General features: G+C 71.2%; 18 protein-coding genes. 14 read left to right on the top strand and 4 right to left on the bottom strand.

Translation table 11 applies throughout. The features are described 5' to 3' along the window. The first annotated feature begins 64 nt into the window (after nucleotides 1-64). The 7 genes from ITJ57_RS15670 (at nucleotide 65) to ITJ57_RS15640 (ending at nucleotide 9698) form a co-directional block, all read left to right on the top strand. The gene (locus ITJ57_RS15670) at nucleotides 65-1573 is read left to right on the top strand and encodes an alpha-N-arabinofuranosidase (protein ID WP_194670977.1); all 1509 of its coding nucleotides are present in this window, start codon (nucleotides 65-67) and stop codon (nucleotides 1571-1573) included. A gap of 74 nt (nucleotides 1574-1647) precedes the next feature. Further along, nucleotides 1648-2283, top strand: coding sequence for a TetR/AcrR family transcriptional regulator (locus tag ITJ57_RS15665; RefSeq protein ID WP_194670976.1), 636 nt, complete (start codon nucleotides 1648-1650; stop codon nucleotides 2281-2283). Between the two features lie 274 nt (nucleotides 2284-2557). Beyond that, the gene (locus ITJ57_RS15660) at nucleotides 2558-3919 is read left to right on the top strand and encodes an MFS transporter (protein WP_194670975.1); all 1362 of its coding nucleotides are present in this window, start codon (nucleotides 2558-2560) and stop codon (nucleotides 3917-3919) included. 109 nt (nucleotides 3920-4028) lie between these two features. Then, entirely contained in the window at nucleotides 4029-4871 is an 843-nt protein-coding gene (locus ITJ57_RS15655; protein ID WP_194670974.1) for a sugar phosphate isomerase/epimerase, read from the top strand. A gap of 47 nt (nucleotides 4872-4918) precedes the next feature. Then, entirely contained in the window at nucleotides 4919-6070 is a 1152-nt protein-coding gene (locus ITJ57_RS15650; protein WP_194671492.1) for a Gfo/Idh/MocA family protein, read from the top strand. Nucleotides 6071-6139: 69 nt separating this feature from the next. Beyond that, nucleotides 6140-7657: a cryptochrome/photolyase family protein gene (locus tag ITJ57_RS15645; protein ID WP_194670973.1), complete on the top strand. Its 1518-nt coding sequence runs from the start codon at nucleotides 6140-6142 to the stop codon at nucleotides 7655-7657. 67 nt (nucleotides 7658-7724) lie between these two features. Continuing rightward, nucleotides 7725-9698 carry a helicase HerA-like domain-containing protein gene (locus tag ITJ57_RS15640; RefSeq protein ID WP_194670972.1) on the top strand — a complete coding sequence of 658 codons (1974 nt, stop codon included), beginning with the start codon at nucleotides 7725-7727 and terminating at the stop codon, nucleotides 9696-9698. 9 nt (nucleotides 9699-9707) lie between these two features. Here the strand turns inward: ITJ57_RS15640 and ITJ57_RS15635 are convergent, their stop codons facing one another. Beyond that, nucleotides 9708-10640, bottom strand: coding sequence for an aminoglycoside phosphotransferase family protein (locus ITJ57_RS15635; protein ID WP_194670971.1), 933 nt, complete (start codon nucleotides 10638-10640; stop codon nucleotides 9708-9710). Between the two features lie 43 nt (nucleotides 10641-10683). Here ITJ57_RS15635 and ITJ57_RS15630 point away from each other — a divergent pair, with 43 nt between their 5' ends. Further along, complete coding sequence (locus ITJ57_RS15630) at nucleotides 10684-11286, top strand: GNAT family N-acetyltransferase (protein WP_194670970.1); 603 nt, start codon at nucleotides 10684-10686, stop codon at nucleotides 11284-11286. A 24-nt stretch (nucleotides 11287-11310) separates the two neighbouring features. Here the strand turns inward: ITJ57_RS15630 and ITJ57_RS15625 are convergent, their stop codons facing one another. After that, nucleotides 11311-11868, bottom strand: coding sequence for a hypothetical protein (locus ITJ57_RS15625; protein ID WP_194670969.1), 558 nt, complete (start codon nucleotides 11866-11868; stop codon nucleotides 11311-11313). A gap of 173 nt (nucleotides 11869-12041) precedes the next feature. On the opposite strand from ITJ57_RS15625, the gene ITJ57_RS15620 reads away from it, so the two are divergent. From ITJ57_RS15620 to ITJ57_RS15600, 5 genes are all read left to right on the top strand, one after another. Continuing rightward, the gene (locus ITJ57_RS15620; protein ID WP_194670968.1) at nucleotides 12042-12710 is read left to right on the top strand and encodes a GntR family transcriptional regulator; all 669 of its coding nucleotides are present in this window, start codon (nucleotides 12042-12044) and stop codon (nucleotides 12708-12710) included. Between the two features lie 105 nt (nucleotides 12711-12815). Beyond that, entirely contained in the window at nucleotides 12816-13826 is a 1011-nt protein-coding gene (locus ITJ57_RS15615) for a 1-aminocyclopropane-1-carboxylate deaminase (RefSeq protein ID WP_194670967.1), read from the top strand. Nucleotides 13827-14027: 201 nt separating this feature from the next. Next, a complete protein-coding gene (locus tag ITJ57_RS15610; RefSeq protein ID WP_194670966.1) occupies nucleotides 14028-15050 on the top strand; it encodes an acyl-CoA dehydrogenase family protein in 1023 nt (340 codons plus the stop codon). Further along, entirely contained in the window at nucleotides 15050-16459 is a 1410-nt protein-coding gene (locus ITJ57_RS15605) for a bifunctional PIG-L family deacetylase/class I SAM-dependent methyltransferase (protein WP_194670965.1), read from the top strand. The genes ITJ57_RS15610 and ITJ57_RS15605 overlap by 1 nt, the downstream gene beginning before the upstream one ends. Further along, nucleotides 16459-17199 carry a glycosyltransferase family 2 protein gene (locus ITJ57_RS15600; RefSeq protein ID WP_194670964.1) on the top strand — a complete coding sequence of 247 codons (741 nt, stop codon included), beginning with the start codon at nucleotides 16459-16461 and terminating at the stop codon, nucleotides 17197-17199. Before ITJ57_RS15605 ends, ITJ57_RS15600 begins: the two co-directional genes overlap by 1 nt. A gap of 56 nt (nucleotides 17200-17255) precedes the next feature. On the opposite strand, the gene ITJ57_RS15595 is transcribed toward ITJ57_RS15600, so the two are convergent. Continuing rightward, the gene (locus ITJ57_RS15595; protein ID WP_194670963.1) at nucleotides 17256-17972 is read right to left on the bottom strand and encodes a DeoR/GlpR family DNA-binding transcription regulator; all 717 of its coding nucleotides are present in this window, start codon (nucleotides 17970-17972) and stop codon (nucleotides 17256-17258) included. 56 nt (nucleotides 17973-18028) lie between these two features. Between ITJ57_RS15595 and ITJ57_RS15590 the strand changes: the two genes are divergently transcribed. Continuing rightward, on the top strand, nucleotides 18029-18394 hold the full coding sequence (locus ITJ57_RS15590) for a DUF4406 domain-containing protein (RefSeq protein ID WP_194670962.1): 366 nt from the start codon (nucleotides 18029-18031) through the stop codon (nucleotides 18392-18394). 116 nt (nucleotides 18395-18510) lie between these two features. On the opposite strand, the gene ITJ57_RS15585 is transcribed toward ITJ57_RS15590, so the two are convergent. Next, the gene (locus ITJ57_RS15585) at nucleotides 18511-20043 is read right to left on the bottom strand and encodes an MATE family efflux transporter (protein WP_194670961.1); all 1533 of its coding nucleotides are present in this window, start codon (nucleotides 20041-20043) and stop codon (nucleotides 18511-18513) included. Nucleotides 20044-20108 lie beyond the last annotated feature (65 nt).

Genomic DNA, 20108 nt, shown 5'->3' with positions numbered 1-20108 from the left:
CGACCAGCATCGACGTATTGCACGCCACGGCCCGCTCCGGCCCGAACGAAGGACACTCCCCGTCATGACAACCGCACGCCTCGCGATCGACCCGACCGCCACGGTCGCCCCCGTCAACCGCCGGATCTTCGGCTCGTTCGTCGAGCACCTCGGTCGGTGCGTCTACGACGGCATCTACGAGCCCGGCCACCCCACGGCGGATGCCGACGGCTTCCGCGGCGACGTGGTGGAGCTCGTCAAGGAACTCGGCACGAGCACCATCCGCTACCCGGGCGGCAACTTCGTCTCCGGCTACCGCTGGGAGGACGGCGTCGGCCCCCGCGAGAATCGGCCCGTGCGGCGCGACCTCGCCTGGCACTCGCTCGAGACGAACCAGGTGGGCGTCGACGAGTTCGCCAAGTGGTGCAAGCTCACCGGCAGCGAGATGATGATGGCCGTCAACCTCGGTACCCGCGGGGTGCTCGAAGCGCTCGACCTCCTCGAGTACACGAACCACCCGAGTGGCACGGCCCTGTCGGATCAGCGCATCGCCAACGGTGCGCAGGAGCCGTACGGCATCCGCATGTGGTGCCTCGGCAACGAGATGGACGGCCCGTGGCAGGTCGGAGCGATGTCCGCCGACGACTACGGCAAGCTCGCCGCCCGCACCGCGTCGGCGATGAAGATGGTGGACCCAAAGCTCGAGCTCGTCGTCTGCGGCTCGTCCAGCTCCTCCATGCCGACCTTCGGCGACTGGGAGCGCACCGTGCTCGAGCACAGCTTCGACTCGGTCGACTACATCTCCTGCCACGCCTACTACCAGGAGCGCGACGGCGACCTCGGCTCGTTCCTCGCCTCGTCGCTGAACATGGAGTACTTCATCCGCACCGTCGTCGCTGCCGCCGACCACGTGCAGCACAAGCGCCACTCCGACAAGCAGATCCAGCTCTCCTTCGACGAGTGGAACGTCTGGTACCTCGACCAGTGGAACGCCATCGAGGGCACGATCGAGGAGTGGGCCTACGCGCCCCGGCTCATCGAGGACGTGTACTCCGTCGCCGACGCGGTCGTGTTCGGCAACCTGCTCATCACGCTCCTGAAGCACAGCGACCGGGTCGGTTCGGCGAGCCTGGCGCAGCTCGTGAACGTCATCGCCCCCATCATGACGGAGCCGGGCGGGGAGGCGTGGCGGCAGGCCACCTTCTTCCCGTTCTCGGTCACGAGCAGGCTCGCCTCCGGCGTGGTCATCGCACCGCGCATCGAGGTCGCCAGCTACGCGACGAAGGTGCACGGTGACGCACCGCTCGTCGACTCGGTCGCGACGTACGACGCCGAGGCGGGGACCGCTGCCGTCTTCCTGGTGAACCGCAGCCAGGACGAGGCGATCACGGTGACGGTGGACGTCTCCGCCCTCGGTGTCGGGTCCGTCGTCGAGGCGAACGGCATCCATGACGACGACGTGTACGCGAAGAACACGATCGACGACCGCGAACGCGTCGGCCTCGTCGCCAACGAGTCCACCGCCCTCGCCGACGGCACGCTGACGATCACGCTGCCGCCGGTGTCGTGGACGGCGGTCGCGCTCGGCGCCTGACGCGTTCCGTGCAGCCGAGGGCGGCGAGGGGAGAACCCCTCGTCGCCCTCGTCGTGCAGCCCTACAATCAGCTCATGACGGCTCGGGGATCCTACGCGAAGGGCGTCGCGCGGCGCGAGGAGATCCTGCGCGTGGCCCTCGCCGTCTTCGCGCGCGAGGGGTACCGGGGCACGTCGTTGCGCGAGGTCGCCCGCGAGGTGGGGGTCAGCCTGCCCGGGCTCATGCACTACTTCGCATCGAAGGAGCACCTGTTCGCCGCGATCCTGCGCGTCCGCGACGCCGTCGATTCGGAGGAGTTCGCGGCGACCGGGTCGCAGGACGCGATCGAAGGGCTCGTCGCCGTCATGCGGCACAACAGCGACGTCCCGGGGCTCGTGGAGCTGTACCTGACGATGGCCGCTGCGGCGGGTGATCCGGCCCACCCGGCCAGGGACTTCTTCGTCGAGCACATCGCCGGGGTGCGACGGAGCATCGCCGATGTCGTTCGGGATCGTCAGGCCTCCGGGCGGGTCGCTGTGGACCTCGACCCCGAGCACGTCGCGCGCGTCATGGTCGCGCTCGCCGACGGCCTGCAGGTGCAGTGGAGTCTCGACCCGTCGGTCGACATGGGTGGCGACCTCGAGCGCGCCTGGGCCCTCCTCGTCCGGGACGACGCCGGCGCGGCGCGCCGACCCGAGCGCGGGTCTGTGGGGCCCGGCGCGGTGCGGTGACGCGAGCGCCCGGGAATCGGCGTGGGCGCGCCCCGGGCGCGTGGGCGCGGGTCTCCGGAGGGGCGCGCTCACCTCCATGACCCGCGCTCGCGTCAGCGCACCGCGCTGGCGCTCCACCACGGGTGTCGGGTAGATCCACGAAAACCTATTGACCACTCGGGTTTCGCGGATATACTCAAATCCGTGCAGTGATCGGTTTACGAGATCGCGCCAGCACCGCTTCATCCGTGGACCAGAGCCGGTCCGCAGCAGCTCAGCGTTGAGAGGAATCCGGATGTCCACCACCCCCCGCGCCCCCAAACCCACCGGCCAGCGAGCTTCGAGCGGCCCCTACATCAGCCTCGTCACCGGACCGAGCGGCCCCACGGAGCGGGCGTCGAAGCGGGTCGTCGGCACGATGGCCCTCGCCCAGTTCGGCCTGTTCGTCGCCCTGCTCGCCCCGGTCACGGTCAGCCTCGCGCTGAAGACGCAGCAGCTCGTCCCGGGCGATCAGGCCGCCGTCGTCAACGGCAACGTCCTCTCGATCGCCGCCCTGTTCGCCCTCGTCGCGAACCCCGTCATCGGTCGCCTCTCCGACCTGACCCTCTCGCGATTCGGGCGTCGTCGTCCGTGGATGTTCCTCGGTGCGATCGGCTTCGTCGTCTCGCTCACCATCGTCGCGCTCGCGCCCAGCGTGCCGGTGCTCATCGTCGGCTGGTGTCTCGCGCAGCTCACGGGCAACGCCATCCTCGGCCCGCTGCTCACCACGATCGCCGACCAGGTGCCGCCGGAACAGCGCGGCAGCGTCTCGGCGAACGTCGGCGTCATGCAGAACCTCGGTATCCTCGCCGCAGCGTTCGTCGCCAGCTGGTTCGTCACGAACATGGTGCTCCTCTTCGTCGCACCCGCCGTGTTCGCCCTGATCACCGTCTGGCTCTACTGCTTCGTGCTGCCCGACCGGCCCATCACCAAGCGTCCCGACGTCGGCGGTTGGAAGGGACTGCTCTTCACCTTCTGGGTGAACCCGCTCAAGCACCCCGACTTCGGTTGGGTCTGGCTTTCGCGGTTCCTGCTCACGCTCGCGTCCTTCCTCTTCGTCGCGTTCCGGCTGTTCTTCCTGCAGGAGGAGGTCGGGTTGACCGAGCAGGAGGCGGTCAACACGCTGACCCTGGGCGTCCTCATCTACACGATCGCGCTCGTCGTGCTCGCGAAGGTCGGCGGCTGGCTCTCCGACCGCCTGCTCAACCGCAAGGTCTTCGTCATCGGCTCGACGGTCGTCTTCGCGCTGGGGCTCGTGCTGCTGGCTCACACGACGACGGTGCCGATGTTCTACGTGGTCGAGGCGATCATGGGTGCGGCCTACGGCGTGTACGTCGCGGTCGACACGGCGCTCGTCGTGGACGTGCTCCCGAACCCCGACGACGCGGCCAAGGACCTCGGTGTGCTGAACATCGCGAACGCCCTCCCGCAATCGCTCGCCGGAGCCGTCGGCGCGGTCCTGCTCGGTCTGGGCGGGCTCGGCAACAACTACACGGCGCTGTTCTGGGGCGCCGGGGTCATCTGCGTGTTCGGCGCGCTGACGATCCTCCCGGTCCGGCACCGCATGATCCGCAACGCCGACGGCACGGTGACCGGGTCCATTGCGACCCGCGGCTGAGCCACCGCCACCAGCCTGCCCCGAGACAGCACTCCTGCGACAGCACTCCTGCGACACCACCACCATCACCACAGGCGCCAACGTCGGCGCCGGAACGGACGGCAACACCATGACCGCACCAGCGCTCTCCGTGCAGCTCTACAGCATCAAGGAGCACCTCGACCAGGGACTCGACGACGCGCTCGCCCGCCTGGCCGGGATGGGCCTCCGCGACGTCGAGGCCTTCGACTTCGTCTCCCGGGCGCCCGAACTCCGCGAGGCGTTCGACCGCCACGGGCTCGCCGCCCGCACCGGACACGCCACCCTCCTCTCCGACGAGATCCGGTTCGGCGACCAGGTGATGCCGGTCTCCTCGCAGGAGGACGTCTTCGCCGCCGCAACGGCGCTCGGCCTCGAGATCGTCATCGACGCCTTCGTGAGCCCCGACCGCTGGCTTGACGAGGCCGCGGTCGCGGACACCGCCGCACGTCTGAACGCCGCCGCTGAGCGCGCAGCCGACCACGGTCTCCGCGTCGGGTACCACAACCACTCGCAGGAGTTCGTCGCGTCGTTCGGCGGCCGGAGCGCCTTCGAGGTCTTCGCCGAGCAGTTGCGTGACGACGTCGCACTCGAGGTCGACCTGTTCTGGGCGGCGACCGCCGGGCAGGACGTCCCGGCGCTGCTCACCAGGCTCGGCGACCGCGTGCAGGCGCTCCACGTGAAGGACGGCCTGCTCCCGGCGGACCCCTTCGCGCCGGGTGCGGCACCGTTCGCGCCGACGAGTCTCGACCAGCGCCCGTTCGGTCAGGGCGAGGTGCCGCTGCGCGAATCCCTCGCCGCGGCTCCGTCGGCACGCTTCGCGATCATCGAGTTCGACCACTACGGCGCCGGCGACATCTTCGACGGCATCCAGGCGAGCGTGGACGCGCTGGTCGCCGAACAGCTCGTCTCGACCGAAGCGGTGGCCCGCTGATGCCCGCGGCAGCGGACGGCGCGATGCCCGCGGCAGCAGACGGCACGATGCCCGCGTCGGCACCCCGCGCGGCGCAGGGCAGCGGCCCCGTCGGCGTCGGCTTCATCGGCACCGGCATGATCAGCGACACCTACCTCGAGCACCTCACCGCGTTCCCCGACGTCACCGTCGTCATCCTCGGCGACCTCGACGTCGACCGGGCGAAGGCGCAGGCCGAGAAGTGGGGTGTCGGTGCCTGGGGGACCGCGGCCGACGTCATCGCCCACCCGGACGTCGAACTCGTCGTCAACCTCACGATCCCGGCCGTCCACGCGCAGGTCGCCTCCCAGGTGATCGCCGCGGGCAAGCACGTCTGGACCGAGAAGCCGATCAGCGTCGACCGGGCGAGCGGCCTCGCACTGCTCGAGCAGGCGGACGCGGCAGGCCTCCTCGTCGGCATCGCCCCCGACACCGTGCTCGGCCCTGGCGTGCAGTCCGCCCGTCGCGCGATCGCCCGGGGTGACATCGGGCAGCCGCTCACGGCGCAGACCGTCATGCAGTACGCGGGCCCGGACATCTTCCACCCGAACCCGGAGTTCCTGTTCGCGAAGGGCGGCGGACCCCTGTTCGACATGGGGCCGTACTACCTCACGACGCTCGTGCAGGTGTTCGGATCGGTCGCGTCGGTCTCCGCCGCGGGGTCCCGTGGGCGGGCGACGCGCACGATCCAGCAGGGTGATCGAATCGGTACGGAGTTCGCCGTCGAGGTGCCGACGCACGTCAGCGCCATCGCCCGCTTCGTCGACGGCGGGGTGAGTCAGAGCGTGTTCAGCTTCGAGTCGCCGCTCGCCAAGATGGGCGTCGTCGAGATCACCGGCACCGAGGGGACCCTCGTGATCCCCGACCCGAACATGTTCACCGGTGAGGTGCGGATCACCCGGGCGGCGCCGATGGAGCGCATGCAGCAGGAACCGGAGTGGGAGGTCGTGCCGACCGAGGGCGTGCTCGCCGGCCGGGGCACGGGCGTGCTCGACCTCGCGCGCGCCATCCGCTCGGGCGGTCAGCCGCTCGCCTCGGGAGCGCTCGGATACCACGTGCTCGACACGCTCGTGTCGATCGACGAGTCCGTCGTGTCGGGCGAGACCGTCCAGGTGGAGAGCCGGGTCGCACCGGTGCCACTCGTGGCCGAGGACTGGGACCCGATCGCCGCGACCCTCTGAGGAAGAGCACCGGTCGTGCGGGGTGGGCAAGCCCCCGGTGGTGTCCGCCGTCACAGCTAGCCTGAGGCGATGGACACCACCGGCGGGACCGAGGGCGACCGGCCGCAGTCCCCGGTGACGGCCGGGCGCCGCCGATGGATCCTCACCGGCCAACTCGGCCCGGCGTTCGACGACGGTGGGCCGGTGCTGCTCGTCGAGTCACGGTCGACCTTCTCCAAGCGACCGATGCACCGGGCGAAGGCCCACCTCTTCCTCTCCGCGATCCGCCATCGTGCCGCCGAGCTGGGCGACCGGGCCGAGTTCCACCAGGTCGACCGGTACGAGGACGTCATCGACGTCGGTGCGGACCTCGAGGTGCTCGATCCGCCCTCGTGGACGGCTCGGCGGTTCGTCCGCGAGCGCGGTCTGCGGGTGCTGCCGAGTCGCGGCTTCGTGACCTCGGAGCAGGACTTCGCGGTGTGGGCGTCGACGCGGGACGGCAAGCGACTCCTCCTCGAGGACTTCTACCGCACCGTCCGTGAGCGCACCGGCATCCTCATGCGCGGCGATCAGCCCGAGGGTGGCCGCTGGAACTACGACCACGACAACCGGAACCCGCCGCCGAAGGGAGCCGCCCGGCTCGGCCTGCCGGAGCCGCTCTGGCCGGAGGAGGACGACATCGACGCGGAGGTCCGGGAGGATCTCGACCGGTGGCAGCGCGACGGGCTGGTCCAGCTGGTCGGCGACGACGGGCCCCGACGCTTCGCGGCCACCGCGGCCGAGGCGGAAGCGGCGCTCGCGGACTTTATCGAGACGAGGCTCGGCGACTTCGGGCCGTTCGAGGACGCGATGCTCGGCGGTGACTGGACGATGGCGCACTCCCTGCTGAGCGCGCCGCTCAACCTGGGCCTGCTCGACCCGCGGGACGCCGTCGAGGCGGTCGTCGCCGAGTACCACGCCGGGCGCGCACCCTTGACGAGCGTCGAGGGATTCACCCGGCAGATCATCGGCTGGCGGGACTACGTCTGGCACCTCTACTGGCACCTCGGCGAGCCATATCGCACAAGCCACAACGCGCTCGGCGCCCACGAGCCACTGCCCGCCGCCTTCCGCGAACTGGACGCGACGGCCATCCAGTCGAACTGTCTGCGCGAGACGATCGACGGCATGCGTCGCCACGGGTGGGCGCACCACATCCAGCGGCTCATGGTGCTCGGCAACTGGGCCCTGCAGCACGGGTACGACCCGGTCGCGCTCAACGACTGGTTCATCGACATGTTCGTCGACGGCACCCCCTGGGTCATGCCGGCGAACGTCATCGGGATGTCGCAGCACGCGGACGGCGGGATCGTCGCGACGAAGCCCTACGCATCAGGTGGTGCGTACATCGACAACATGTCCGACTACTGCGGGGGCTGCGTCTTCAACCCGAAGGTGCGGCTGGGTGACGACGCCTGTCCGTTCACCGCCGGGTACTGGGCCTTCCTCGATCGCGTCGAACCCCGCATCCGACACAACACGCGCATGGCGCAGCCGCTCGCCGGGATGCGTCGCCTCTCGGACCTGGCCGCCGTCGTCGACCAGGAACGCACGCGCGAACAGTGGTGAGCGGAGCGGCCGGCCCGCCCTCGCGCGACCCCTCGACCGGTGGGGAGCGCGTCGCTAGGCTCGGCACATGACGCCCAGCGATGCAGCATCCGACCCGCAGATCGCCGCACTCCAGGCCGCCGCCGAGCAGGCCCAGGCTGAACTCGAAGCCGCCCAGGCGCAGGCGGCGCTCGCCGCGGCGAAGGTGAAGGCGGCCGAGGCGGCAGCGGCGCTCGCCGGGGCCGGGATCACGGCGTCGGCCAGCGCACCGGGAACTGCACCGGCCACCGCACCAGCCACCGCGCCGGGCCAGGCGCCCGCCACCGTCACCCCCTCGGAGCCGGTCGAGCCGGCCACCGATCCGCTCGCCACAGAGCCGCTCCCCGCCGATGGCCTCACCACCGACACGATCGGCCCCGGCCCGCTCGGTCTCGACGACGTGGTGCGGATCCGCGACGGCTACGTCGTGCACGGCCCGGCGCTTGAGATGGGTGCGCTCGTCAACGGGGATCCGCTTCCCGGCGTGCAGGTCCGCATCCCCCTCAGCGTCATGAACCGGCACGGCCTCGTCGCCGGTGCCACCGGCACCGGCAAGACCCGCACCCTCCAGGGGCTCGTCGAGCAGCTCTCAGCGGCGGGTGTCCCGGTGTTCGCCGCCGACATCAAGGGCGACCTCTCCGGCATCGCGACACCGGGGGAGTCGAGCCCCAAGCTCCTCGACCGCACCCGCGGCATCGGCCAGGACTGGACCCCGGCCGCCACGCCCACGGAGTACTTCGCGCTCGGCGGGGTGGGCAAGGGCGTCCCGATCCGGGCGACCATCGCCGCCTTCGGTCCACTGCTGCTCAGCAAGGTGCTCGGGCTGAACGCCACCCAGGAGTCGAGCCTCGGTCTCGTCTTCCACTACGCCGACCAGGCCGGCCTCCCGCTGCTCGACCTCAGCGACCTGCGCGCCGTGCTCACCTACCTGGCGAGCGACGACGGCAAGAGCGAGCTGAAGGACCTCGGAGGACTGTCGGGCGCGACCGTCGGCGTGATCCTCCGCGAACTCATCACCTTCGCGGACCAGGGCGCGGACGTCTTCTTCGGGGAACCCGAGATCAACACCGCGGACTTCATCCGCCTCGACCCGAGCGGTCGGGGCATCGTCAGCCTCCTGGAGGTGCCCGGGGTGCAGGACCAGCCGGCGCTCTACTCCACGTTCCTCATGTGGTTGCTCGCCGACCTCTTCAACACCCTGCCCGAGGTGGGCGACCCCGAGAAACCGAAGCTCGTGTTCTTCTTCGACGAGGCGCACCTGCTCTTTCGCGACGCGTCGAAGGACTTCCTCGCGCAGATCACCCAGACGGTCCGGCTCATCCGTTCGAAGGGCGTCGGGATCTTCTTCGTCACGCAGACGCCGAAGGACGTGCCGGGGGAGGTGCTCGCGCAGCTCGGTTCGCGGGTGCAGCACGCTCTCCGCGCGTTCACGCCGGACGACGCGAAGGCTCTCAAGGCGACGGTGTCGACCTACCCGACGTCCGGGTACGACCTCGGCGAAGTGCTCACCTCCCTGGGTACGGGCGAGGCGGTCGTGACGGTGATGAACGAGAAGGGTGCGCCGTCGCCGGTCGCCTGGACGAGACTGCGCGCGCCGGAGGGACTCATGTCGCCGACGCCCGACGCCGCGATCGACGCGACCATCGCGGCATCACCGCTGCTCGCGAGGTACGGGACCCCCGTCGACCGGGAGTCGGCACGGGAGATCCTGACCGCGAAGCTCGAGGAGGCGAACCAGGCAGCACTCGCCGCGGAGGCCGAGCTCGAACGGCAGCGCATCGCCGCCGAGCTCGCGAAACAGCAGGCCACGGCGGACAAGGCGCAGGCCGCCGCCCAGCGGAAGGCGGACGCCGAATACGAGCGGTTGCTCCGCAAGACCGCCGGGACGACGAGGCGGACGTCCACGAGGTCGACGTCGAGTTCGTCGAAGAGCCCGCTCGAGGAGATCCTCGGGTCGAAGGCGACACGCTCGATCCTCACCGGCGTGGTCGAGGGGATCTTCGGGACGCGCCGCCGCCGCTGAGCCAGGACCTCAGCGAGCTGCACCGAGGGCGCGTTCCGCGAGGAGACCAACCTCGATGGTGTCGCGGGCGTCCTCGACAGACCCGTCCTGGAGCGACCAGACGGCGGACAGCGCGGACCGGGCGACCGACCACGCGAGGATCGTGCTCCGGTCGACCCCGAGCGAGTGTCGCAGCAGCTCCACCCGCTGCTCGAGGAGCCGCGGGTCCTGCGCCGTCGACCGGTCCGGATTCGCGAGCATCGCCGTCGCGTCGAACGCGCGATGGCCGACGATGCCCTTCGGGTCGATCGCCCGCCAGTCACCGGGGGCGAACTCGAGTACGTTCTCGTGGTGCAGGTCGCCGTGGAGGACCACGGTGTCGGCGCGCGTCGTGTCGTCGAGGAGGCGACGTGCAAGGGTTCGTCCGCGTGCGAGGAACGTGGCGCTCGCCGGGTCATCCGTCAGCGTGGCGAGTGACGTCGCGTCCGCGAACAGCAGCGCCCGGAACCACTCGTCGAGCGACGGGAGCTCGGCGACGACGTCACCCGCGTCGTGCGCCGCCGTCGCGGGGGCCGCCGTCGCGGGGGCCGCTCCGGCGTCCGTGGGCGTCGGTGCCGCGAGCGCCCCGTGCAGGACGCCGAGCACCGAGCCGAGCACGGCGATCGCCCCGAGATCGTCACCCGCCCGGGTCAGCGAGGTGAGGTCGTGCCCACCCACCGCTCGTTCGAGGACGACCGAGTGTTCGTCGCCGGCGAACACCGCCGCGCACCCGATGCCACGCCAGGCGGCGAGGAGACGACCACCGAGCGCCTCCTCGTGGACGAGTGGGACCTTGAGCATCGCCGGCCGACCTCGGTGCGTCACCGGGAGCAAGCGGCTCGACGGCGTGACGATCGGGTCGCCGTCGCGGACGAGGCCCCACTGCTCGACGGCGGCGTCGACCGTCCCCGCTCGCCACTCCATGGGAGCCAGCCTAGACAGCCGGGCAGGGGTTTAGGCTGGCGCGGTGACCGAGATCCGCGCGTATCGCCCCACCGACCGTTCCGCCGTCGCGTCCATCTGCACCCGCACCGGCGACTCCGGCGCGGACGCGACCGGGCACTTCAGTACGGACGAGCTGCTGCCGGACGTCTACGCGCTGCCCTACGTCGTCCACGAGCCGGAGCTGGCGCTCCTCGTGGATGCGGGTGCCGGCCCGATCGGCTACATCCTCGGGACGGCCGACACCGTCGCCTTCGACCAGTGGTTCGTCGAACGCTGGTGGCCGACGGTCGTCGGGAAGTATGAGGAGGCCGCGTCTTCCGGTGCCGCCTCCGAGCAGGAGCGAGGCATCGTCCGTTCGGCGACGGAACGGATCGGCCTGGCGCCGGAGCTCCTCGCGCAGTACCCGGCGCATCTGCACATCGACCTCCTCCCGGAGACACAGGGGATGGGGCTCGGGAGGCGGCTCATCGACGCGTTCTGCGGCTTGCTCGCGGAACGCGGTGTGCCGGGGGTCCACCTCGGGGTCGGCGTCTCGAACACGGGTGCACAGCGGTTCTACGAGCGGACGGGCTTCACCCGCGTCGACGGCGATCCCGGCGCGCACTGGTACGCGAAGGCGCTCTGACGCGAGACCGTCCGCGGGTGCGGGCTAGAGCAGTTCGGCGCGCGCCCAGCGCAGGCGCTCGAGGGGCGTGAGGAGACCGGGGTGGTCCTCCCGGAGGTCGTCGAGTGACACGGGCTGCCGAGGCCGCTCCACCGGACCCTCGTAGGCGGCGACGACGGCCGCGATGCTGTCGTTGCCCCAGCGACTGCTGCGCATGCGGAGGAGGGGCCGGTTCTCGGTGTCGCAGACGAAGAACTGCGACGTCGTCCGCTGGCCGCGCCCACCGAACTCGAACAGCAGGCTGCGGCCGATCGCCTGACGGGGCACGAACCGTTGGCGTCCGAGAGCGGGCTGCTCGATGAAGCCGTCGTGGCACACGACGATGCGACGGCGACGCGAGAGGGTCGCGAGGACCAGCAGGGCGATCATGCCGACGATGCCGAGGAAGACCACCCAGGTGCGCGCCATGCTCGGGGCGGGGCCGACGAGCCAGAGCGAGACGCCCCAGACGGGCAGGATGACGATGGCGGCGCTCAGGAGGGTGCTGAACAGGATGCGGGGATGCGGTCGGACCGTGAGCGGTTCGTCCCCCCGTTGCACCACGCGCACCTCTTTCCCCGCCAACCATCGTGGCGTGCTTTCCCTGGTGCGACAATCCGCCATCTGGGGGACAAGTAGGACGAATGTCCCACTTCGGTCGGATGTCGAGGGCCCAGTCGCCGGCGGGAGGCGATCGGAGCCTTGACTTCGACCGTCTGCGATGTGCAATATATTGCATGCCCGCTCCCGCCGAAGCCCAGCCGCACCGCCGAGCCCTCCTCCGGGACGACGTCTACCGCTCCCTGCGGAACGCCATCGTCGACGGCACGTTCACACCCGGCGAGAAGCTCGTCGACACGGAACTCGAACGCTGGCTCGGCGTGAGCCGGACGCCCATCCGGGAGGCGGTCCTCCGGCTGGCCCGCAGCGGGCTCGTGGTCGCCAAACCCGGCCGGTCGACCGTCGTCGCCCCGCTCGACACGAGGGCGACGCTCCAGGCGCAGGCGGTCGCCGCGGCCATGCACGAACTCGCCGTCCGCGAGGCGGTGCCGCACCTGACCGACGCCGACCTCGACCGCATGCGCGCGGCCAACCGCGACTTCGAGGCAGCCCTCCAGCGGGACGACACCGACGCCGCACTCGAGGCTGACGACGCGTTCCATGCCGTCGCCGTCGACGTCGCCGGCAACCCGTTCGTCCGCGACGCGCTCGAAGCCGTCACGCCCCTGCTACGCCGGGTCGAACGCCTCCGGTTCTCCTCCGTCGCCGCCCGGGGGTCGATCGCGCAGCACGACGCGCTCGTCGATCGGTGCGCCGAGGGAGACGTCGACGCCGCAGCAGCACTCGTCCGGGGCAATTGGACGACGCTCGCCGACCTCGTCGTCGCCCACCTCGACGAGGACTGACGAGCTCACTCCGAGGGCGCCGCCCCTTCCCCTCCGCCGCCCGCCGAACTGCCACACCGTACCGCCACCCGCACTCCCGCCGCACCACCGACCTCCAGGAGCACCATGTCCCTCAGCGACTTCGCCCGCTACCCGCTCACCTTCGGACCGAGCCCTGTCCACGAGCTCAACCGCCTGACCGCCCACCTCGGTGGCGCGACGATCTGGGCCAAGCGCGAGGACGTCAACAGCGGTCTCGCCTACGGCGGCAACAAGACCCGCAAGTTGGAGTACCTCATCCCCGAGGCCATCGCCCAGGGAGCCGACACCCTCGTCTCGATCGGCGGGTACCAGTCGAACCACACGCGGCAGGTCGCTGCGGTTGCGGCGAAGCTCGGCATGCGAGCGGTGCTCGTCCAGGAGAACTGGGTGGACTGGCCCGACTCGGTCAACGACCGCGTCGGCAACATCATGCTGTCGCGGATCATGGGCGCCGAGGTGCGCCTCGACCCCGCCGGCTTCGGCATCGGCTTCAAATCGAGCTGGGAGCGCGCCCTCGACGACGTGCGCGACCGCGGAGGCGTCCCGTACGCGATCCCGGCGGGTGCATCGGACCACCGGCTCGGCGGGCTCGGGTTCGCGAACTGGGCGGCGGAGGTCGAGCAGCAGGAGCGCGAGCTGGGCGTGTTCTTCGACACCATCGTGGTCTGCAGCGTCACCGGCTCGACGCACGCGGGCATGATCGCCGGGTTCGCCGGGCAGGATCGACCCCGCCGGGTGATCGGGATCGACGCGTCCGCGAAGATCCAGGAGACCCGCGACCAGGTGGCGCGCATCGCCCGCAACACGGCGGCGCTCATCGGGCTCGACCGCGAGCTGCGGGACGACGAGATCACCGTGCTCGAGGGCTGGGCCGGCGACCTCTACGGGATCCCGGTCGAGTCGACGATGGAGGCGATCCGGCTGACCGGTCGACTCGAGGGCGTCATCATCGACCCGGTCTACGAGGGGAAGTCGATGGCGGGGCTCATCGACCTCGTGACGAGCGGTGACATCCCGGCGTCGAGCAACGTGCTCTACGCGCACCTCGGTGGGCAGCCGGCGATCAACGCGTACAGCGCCCTCTTCCGCGACTGATCCGGCGGGCGCGTCGAACGGCGACCGGACGCACGCCCACCGACTCACCTCGCGGGTGGTCCGAGTGGTCGCCCTAGCAGGGACGACCGCCCTGGTCCACCCGGGGGGATCGGCAAGGAGTGCTGCGACACTGGACGCATCGACGACGCGAGGAGGTCGCATGCGCGTCCCGATGGAAGCCCGACATCAGCTGTGGATCGCATGATCCGTCTGCAGCCGACCGCCTGGCCGGCCAGCGGCACCACCCTCGACCTCCCGGCCCTCGGCGCTGCGGCGACGGGCTCGATCACCGACCTCGCGTCGCGCCTCGCCTTCACCCGGCAGGCGGTCGAGCTCGTCGGTCCGCTCGAACAGCACACCGCGGGGCGCGTCTTCGCCGGCCTCGGTGCGATCGCCGCCGTCGATATCATGCTCGCGCGCGTCGTCGAACCGCACCTCGACGCGCTCGCCATCCTGCGACAGGCGGAGCTCGAGCCCTCGCCCGACTCCACGTGGGGGGTCTTCGCCGCCGAAGCACCCGGTGTCCGGCTCGACGCCGTCCGCGTCGAGACCGGCTGGGTCCTCAGCGGGACGAAGCCGTGGTGCTCGCTCGCCTCCAGCCTCAGCGACGCCCTCGTCACCGCCCACACCGGGCCGAACGAGCGACGCCTCTTCGCCGTCGCGCTGTCCGCGCCCGGGGTCACGACCGACGACAGCGCCTGGCTCGCCCGCGGACTGCCGCTCGTCCCCAGTGCCCCGGTCGGCTTCGACGTGGTTCCCGCAGCACCCGTCGGCGACGACGGCTGGTACCTCCGGCGGCCCGGCTTCTCCTGGGGCGGCATCGGCGTCGCGGCCTGCTGGTGGGGCGGCGCGAGCACCCTCGTCGAGCGGTTGCTCACCGCGGCACGTGCACGACCCGACGCCGAACTCCTGCTCCGCACGCTCGGTTCCGCCGCCGTCGACCTCTCGATCGCGGAACAGGCGATCGCGGACGCGGCGTCGGCCATCGAGCGCGGCCATGCCGACGGTGCCGCCGGCCCGCGTCTCGCGCAGCGCGTCCGGTCGACGGTCCGGGCGCGCGTGGACGCGATCCGGTCCGGTGTCCTCGGGGCACTCGGACCGGGCCCACTCACCGCGGAACCGGCCTACCTCGACCGCATGTCCGATCTCGAGCTGTACGTGCAGCAGGACCACGGCGACCGCGACCTCGCTCGCTACGGCCGCATGCTGGTGGAGGCCGACTGATGCCCGCCTTCGACCACCGCGACCCCGGCACCTCTGCAGCTGCCTGGGGCACGCGTCTGCACGAGCTCGACCTGCCCGCGTGGGACGGCTGGCGGCAGGTGACCGGCCTCGTCGTCCTCTCGCCGCATCCCGACGACGAGTCGCTCGGCGTCGGCGGGCTGATCGCCGCCGCCGCAGCCGCCGGCATCCCCGTCACCGTCCTCCTCATGACGCTCGGCGAGGGTTCGCACCCCGATTCGCCGACGACCACCCCGGGGGAGCTCGCTCCGCGCCGTGAGGCGGAGTTCGTCGAGGCGGTCACCCGACTCGGCACCGGCGTCGCCCACGAGGTCCTGCGGGTCCCCGACGGCGGGCTCGACGCGGAACGCTCCGGCCTCGCCGCGTCTCTGCGCTCGGCGGTCGATGCTGCCGGAACGCAGCCGCTCATCGTCGCCCCCTGGCGCGGCGACGGTCACCGCGACCACCGCATCGCCGGTGAGCTCGCCGCAGCACTCGCGACCGAGCGGGACCTGGCGCTCGCCGAGTATCCGATCTGGCTGTGGCACTGGGCTGAGATCGACGACGACACGCTGCCGTGGACCGAGGCACGCATCGTGCCGCTCGACGCCGCGGCGCACGGGGCCAAGATCGCCGCGATGGACGCCTACCCGTCGCAGACGGAGCCGCTCTCGGACGCCCCCGGCGACGAGGCCATCGTCGACCACCACCACCTGCAGCACTACGCGCGTCGCTTCGAAGTGCTCTTCCCGAACCAGCTGGCGCTCGACCTCGCCGCGGAGCCTGACGTGCTCAGACCGGCGGTCGGGCAGGCCGACGGCTCGCGTTCGCAGGAGTCCTTCGAGGATCACTACCGCGAGCGCCCCGACGGGTGGGACTTCGGCTCCTGGTACGAGGCGCGGAAGCGCCAGGTGTTGCTGGCCGCGCTACCGCGCCAGCGGTACCGCTCGGTGCTCGAGTTGGGCTGTGCCACGGGCGTGCTCACGGCCCGGCTCGCGGAACGCAGCGACCAGGTGCTCGGTGTCGACATCGCCGAGGCGCCGTTGCAGCTCGCCCGACGGCACGCCCCGACGGCCCGGTTCGAACGCCGGAGCGTGCCGGACGAGTGGCCGGCCGGGGAGTTCGACCTGGTAGTGCTGTCCGAGGTCGGCTACTACCTGTCCGAGGCGGACCTCGACCGCGTCATCGACCGGATCCTCGGATCGCTCACCCCTGACGGCAGCATCGTGGCGTGCCACTGGCGGCATCCCGACGACCACGCGGCGACCTCCGCCGAGATCGTCCATCGTCGATTGCTCGAACGCTGGCCGGGCCGCCGCTCGGTCCAGCACGTCGAGGACGACTTCCTCCTCGACGTGCTCGTGCCGGCCGGTGAGGCGAGTGTCGCCGCGGTGGACGGTCTGACGTCCTGATGCTGCGACGGATCGACGTCGTCGTGCCGGCCCACGACGAGGAGGAGCTCATCGGCGCCTGTCTGGACGCCCTGCTCGTCGCACGTGCCGAGGTGCTGCGTCGTCGCCCCGGCCTGCAGGTCGGCCTGGTGGTGGTGCTCGACGACTGCCGTGACGACACGGCCCGGATCGTCATGGAGCGCCTCGACGGCCTCGGCCGTGTCGCCGGGCCCGACCACGACGGCGGGCCCACCGCGGCGGTGGTGGTCGTCGAGGAGCGCAGCGTCGGAGCGGCCCGCCGTGCCGGTGTCGAGACCGCCGCCGGATTCGGCGAGGCGGGCCCGACCGAGCGGTGGATCGCGAACACCGACGCCGACTCCCGAGTCCCCGCGGACTGGTTGTCCGGGCATGCCGCCGCCTTCGACGCCGACGTGGATGTCCTGCTCGGCACCGTCCGTCCCGACTTCGACGACTTCTCCGAGCCCGACGTGGAGCGGTGGCTGGAGACGCATTCTGCCGGGCATCTGCCGGGGAACGTCCACGGGGCGAACCTCGGGGTCCGGGCCGACCGGCTCGAGGCGATCGGTGGGTTCCGTGAGCTGGCCGAGCATGAGGACGTCGACGTCGTCGAGCGGGCGCGTGCGGCCGGGTTCCGGGTCGTGCCCACGCTGGACGGCGCGGTCGAGACCTCGGGGCGCCGCCGTGGTCGCACGCCGGGTGGGTACGCGGCGTTCCTGGCGGAGACGTACCCGATCGTCTGAGCTCGCGGATCGTCTGACGTGCCGGGGTGCCTGACGCCTGATCGCCTGACGCAACCTCACAGCGTCGTGGCTGAACGCTCCGGGTCGACGATGACCTCGGTGACCTCGTCGAGGTCGAGCACCGGGTACCGGGAGACGGCGCCGAGCTTCTCCTCGCTCGCGAGCACGTAGACCTCGGTGCTGCGTTCGGCGAGGGCGCGTTTCGTCGCGGCGTCGTCGAGTTCCCCCGTGGTGAGGCCGTGCTCGGGGTGCACCCCGGTGACGCCGAGGAAGCAGGCGTCTGCGCTGAGTCGCCGGATCGCCTCGGCTGCCAGGGCTCCGTTGGCGACCATCGAGTGCCGTCCCAGTTCGCCGCCGATCATGATCACGCGGGCCGGCGAATGCTCCGCGACGGCGAGGGCGACCGCGGGGCTCGGGGTGATGACGGTCAGCGTGGGGTCGTCGGGGAGCAGGCGGGCGAGGGCGAGGGCGGTGGTGCCGGCGTCGATGATGACGGTGCTGCCCGGGCGGATGCGTGCGGCGGCGGCCCGGGCGACGCGCTCCTTGCTGTCCGTCTCGAGCGACAGCCGTTCCGCGAAGGGGCGGTCGGCCGCAGGCACCGGCAGTGCTCCGCCGTAGACGCGGATGCACTGGCCGGCGTCGGCGAGGTCGCGGAGGTCGCGGCGGATCGAGTCCTCAGACACCCCCAGCGAGGCCGCGGCCTCCTTGGCGACGATCCGGCCGTCGCGCTCGAGGAGGTCGAGGAGGTGCGTTCGACGTTGTGCGCTCAGCATGCGTACTCCTTCATGATGTTGCACGTTTGTGCATGGTTAACGCTACAGTGCTGGGCATGAACACACCACTCCTCATCCTCATCGCCGGCCCCTACCGTTCCGGAACCGGTGGTGACCCCGCCGCCATCGCCCGCAACCTCGAACGACTCGAGGCCGCTGCCGCGCCGATCTACGCCCTCGGTCATGTCCCGATGATCGGTGAGTGGGTCGCCCTGCCGATCCTCCGCGGAATCGACACGGGAGCCACGGCCGGCGACGGAGACGTCATGTACGAGACGGCGAGGCGCCTGCTCCAGCACTGTGACGCGGTCCTCCGGTTGCCGGGGGAGTCCTCCGGTGCCGACACCGACGTCGCGATCGCCCGCGAGCGTGGGATACCCGTCTACACCGAGCTCGCGGAGATCCCCAGCGCGGTGCGCTGACGCGAGCGGCGCACATCCGGCGTGAGCGCGGGTCACACGCATGGGCGCGCCCCTCTGGAGACCCGCGCCCACGCGGGTGACCCGCGCTCACGTCAGCGCATCGCGCTGGCGGCCGGTCAGGCGTCGGCGAGTTGCGCGTCGGCTCGCTCCGGGGAGCCGGCTGCGAGCCCTCGGTCGATGGCCGCCCGCGAGCCGAGCCACAGGAGCACGCCCACCAGGAACACGATGACCTCCGTGACGGTCAGCGACCAGACGATGCCGCCGAGTCCGAACCACAGGTTGCCGAGGAGCACGATCGGGACGAACAACACCCCCTGGGTGACGGCCATGACCGTCGCAGCGAGTGCCCGCCCGGTCGCCTGGAACAGGGAGGTGATCAGCCCGGTGACGCCGTTGGCGATCATCGCGGTGAGCTGCGCGACGAGGATCGTGACGCCGAGCCCGAGGACGGCCGGATCGGCGATGAACGCGGAGACGATCGGTTCACGCAGGACGAAGACGACGCCGGCGAAGAGCACCGAGATGCCCCCGACCGTGAGGGCCGAAGCTCGGAGAGCCGAACGGAGGCGCGCGCCGTCACCCTTGCCGAACGAGTAGGCGAGGAGGGGGAGCACACCGAACGTCACCCCCATGACGAGGAACTCGGGCACCTGGGCGATCCGGACCGCGACGCCCATGGCGGCGAGCGGCGCGTCTCCGTAGCCCGCGGCCAGCGTGTTCAGTACGAGCGCGGTGACGATGAGGAACCCCGACTGGAGCAGCGTGCTGACGCCGACGCTGAGGATCGGCTTGAGGATGGTCGATGAGAGCGTGAACCAGCGGGGCGCCAGGCTCACGTACTCGCTGTTGCGCTGCAACCACGCGACGAAGTAGACGAGGACGCCGAGGTTGGCGAGGCCCATCGCGAGTGCCGCACCGGCGACACCCCAGCCGAACCCGAGGATGAAGACGAGGTCGAGGACGAGGTTGGCCACCGCGGAGGCGATCAGGGCGACCATCACCTGGCGCGCGGCGCCCTCGGCTCGGACGAGCTGTTCCAGGCAGAACGCGGTCGCCATGACGGGGACGAACGCGAGCATCACGCCGATGAACGCCGAGGTCGCCGGCGCGGTGACCGCATCCGCACCGAGCAGGGACACCAGTGGGCCGAGGAACAGGAGACCGATTCCGCCCAGGACGGCACCGGTGAAGAAGGCTCCCCAGACGGCGAACGTGGCGGCGCGTTTGATGTCACCGGCTTGCGCGGGGTCGCGTTCCGAGGCGCCGAGGAGCCTTGAGATGAGCGCGCCGCCGCCCACACCGAACAGGTCGCCGATGGCGAGGATCAGTCCGAGGATCGGGGCTCCGAGCGTGATCGCGGCGAGCAGGGTGGTGTCGTGGAGCGAACCGACGACGCCGGCGTTGATGAGGTTGTAGACGGCGCTGACGACGAGAGCGGCCGCCATCGGGACGCACAGGTGGAGCAGGGCTCGGACGATCGGGGCGGTCGACAGGTACCAGCGGTTGCCGCCGACCGTGTCCGCCGCGGACGGGGCGGTCGAGGTGTCGTCGGGCGAAGCGCCGGGCTCGACGGTTGCGGCGGTCGGGGAACCGGCGTTGCCAGCGATGGACGCGTCGGTTTCGTGATCGGTGCGGTGTTCGGGGTGCATGGGAGGCTCCGTTTCGGGCAGGTTCCGGGCGCGACGATGAGCGCCGGCGCGGCGAGGGGCGAGTG

Source organism: Plantibacter sp. VKM Ac-2880, assembly GCF_015351235.1.
Lineage (GTDB): Bacteria > Actinomycetota > Actinomycetes > Actinomycetales > Microbacteriaceae > Plantibacter.
Note: the sequence above shows the minus strand (reverse complement) of the source record. Positions and strands in the feature narration are given on the sequence as shown.

What these genes read in the sequence shown, in the direction of transcription:
- ITJ57_RS15670 (WP_194670977.1), top strand. Translation starts at nt 65, where the DNA reads ATGACAACCGCACGCCTCGCGATCGACCCGACCGCCACGGTCGCCCCC.
- ITJ57_RS15665 (WP_194670976.1), top strand. Translation starts at nt 1,648, where the DNA reads ATGACGGCTCGGGGATCCTACGCGAAGGGCGTCGCGCGGCGCGAGGAG.
- ITJ57_RS15660 (WP_194670975.1), top strand. Translation starts at nt 2,558, where the DNA reads ATGTCCACCACCCCCCGCGCCCCCAAACCCACCGGCCAGCGAGCTTCG.
- ITJ57_RS15655 (WP_194670974.1), top strand. Translation starts at nt 4,029, where the DNA reads ATGACCGCACCAGCGCTCTCCGTGCAGCTCTACAGCATCAAGGAGCAC.
- ITJ57_RS15650 (WP_194671492.1), top strand. Translation starts at nt 4,919, where the DNA reads ATGCCCGCGTCGGCACCCCGCGCGGCGCAGGGCAGCGGCCCCGTCGGC.
- ITJ57_RS15645 (WP_194670973.1), top strand. Translation starts at nt 6,140, where the DNA reads ATGGACACCACCGGCGGGACCGAGGGCGACCGGCCGCAGTCCCCGGTG.
- ITJ57_RS15640 (WP_194670972.1), top strand. Translation starts at nt 7,725, where the DNA reads ATGACGCCCAGCGATGCAGCATCCGACCCGCAGATCGCCGCACTCCAG.
- ITJ57_RS15635 (WP_194670971.1), bottom strand. Translation starts at nt 10,640, where the DNA reads ATGGAGTGGCGAGCGGGGACGGTCGACGCCGCCGTCGAGCAGTGGGGC.
- ITJ57_RS15620 (WP_194670968.1), top strand. Translation starts at nt 12,042, where the DNA reads ATGCCCGCTCCCGCCGAAGCCCAGCCGCACCGCCGAGCCCTCCTCCGG.
- ITJ57_RS15615 (WP_194670967.1), top strand. Translation starts at nt 12,816, where the DNA reads ATGTCCCTCAGCGACTTCGCCCGCTACCCGCTCACCTTCGGACCGAGC.
- ITJ57_RS15610 (WP_194670966.1), top strand. Translation starts at nt 14,028, where the DNA reads ATGATCCGTCTGCAGCCGACCGCCTGGCCGGCCAGCGGCACCACCCTC.
- ITJ57_RS15605 (WP_194670965.1), top strand. Translation starts at nt 15,050, where the DNA reads ATGCCCGCCTTCGACCACCGCGACCCCGGCACCTCTGCAGCTGCCTGG.
- ITJ57_RS15600 (WP_194670964.1), top strand. Translation starts at nt 16,459, where the DNA reads ATGCTGCGACGGATCGACGTCGTCGTGCCGGCCCACGACGAGGAGGAG.
- ITJ57_RS15595 (WP_194670963.1), bottom strand. Translation starts at nt 17,972, where the DNA reads ATGCTGAGCGCACAACGTCGAACGCACCTCCTCGACCTCCTCGAGCGC.
- ITJ57_RS15590 (WP_194670962.1), top strand. Translation starts at nt 18,029, where the DNA reads ATGAACACACCACTCCTCATCCTCATCGCCGGCCCCTACCGTTCCGGA.
- ITJ57_RS15585 (WP_194670961.1), bottom strand. Translation starts at nt 20,043, where the DNA reads ATGCACCCCGAACACCGCACCGATCACGAAACCGACGCGTCCATCGCT.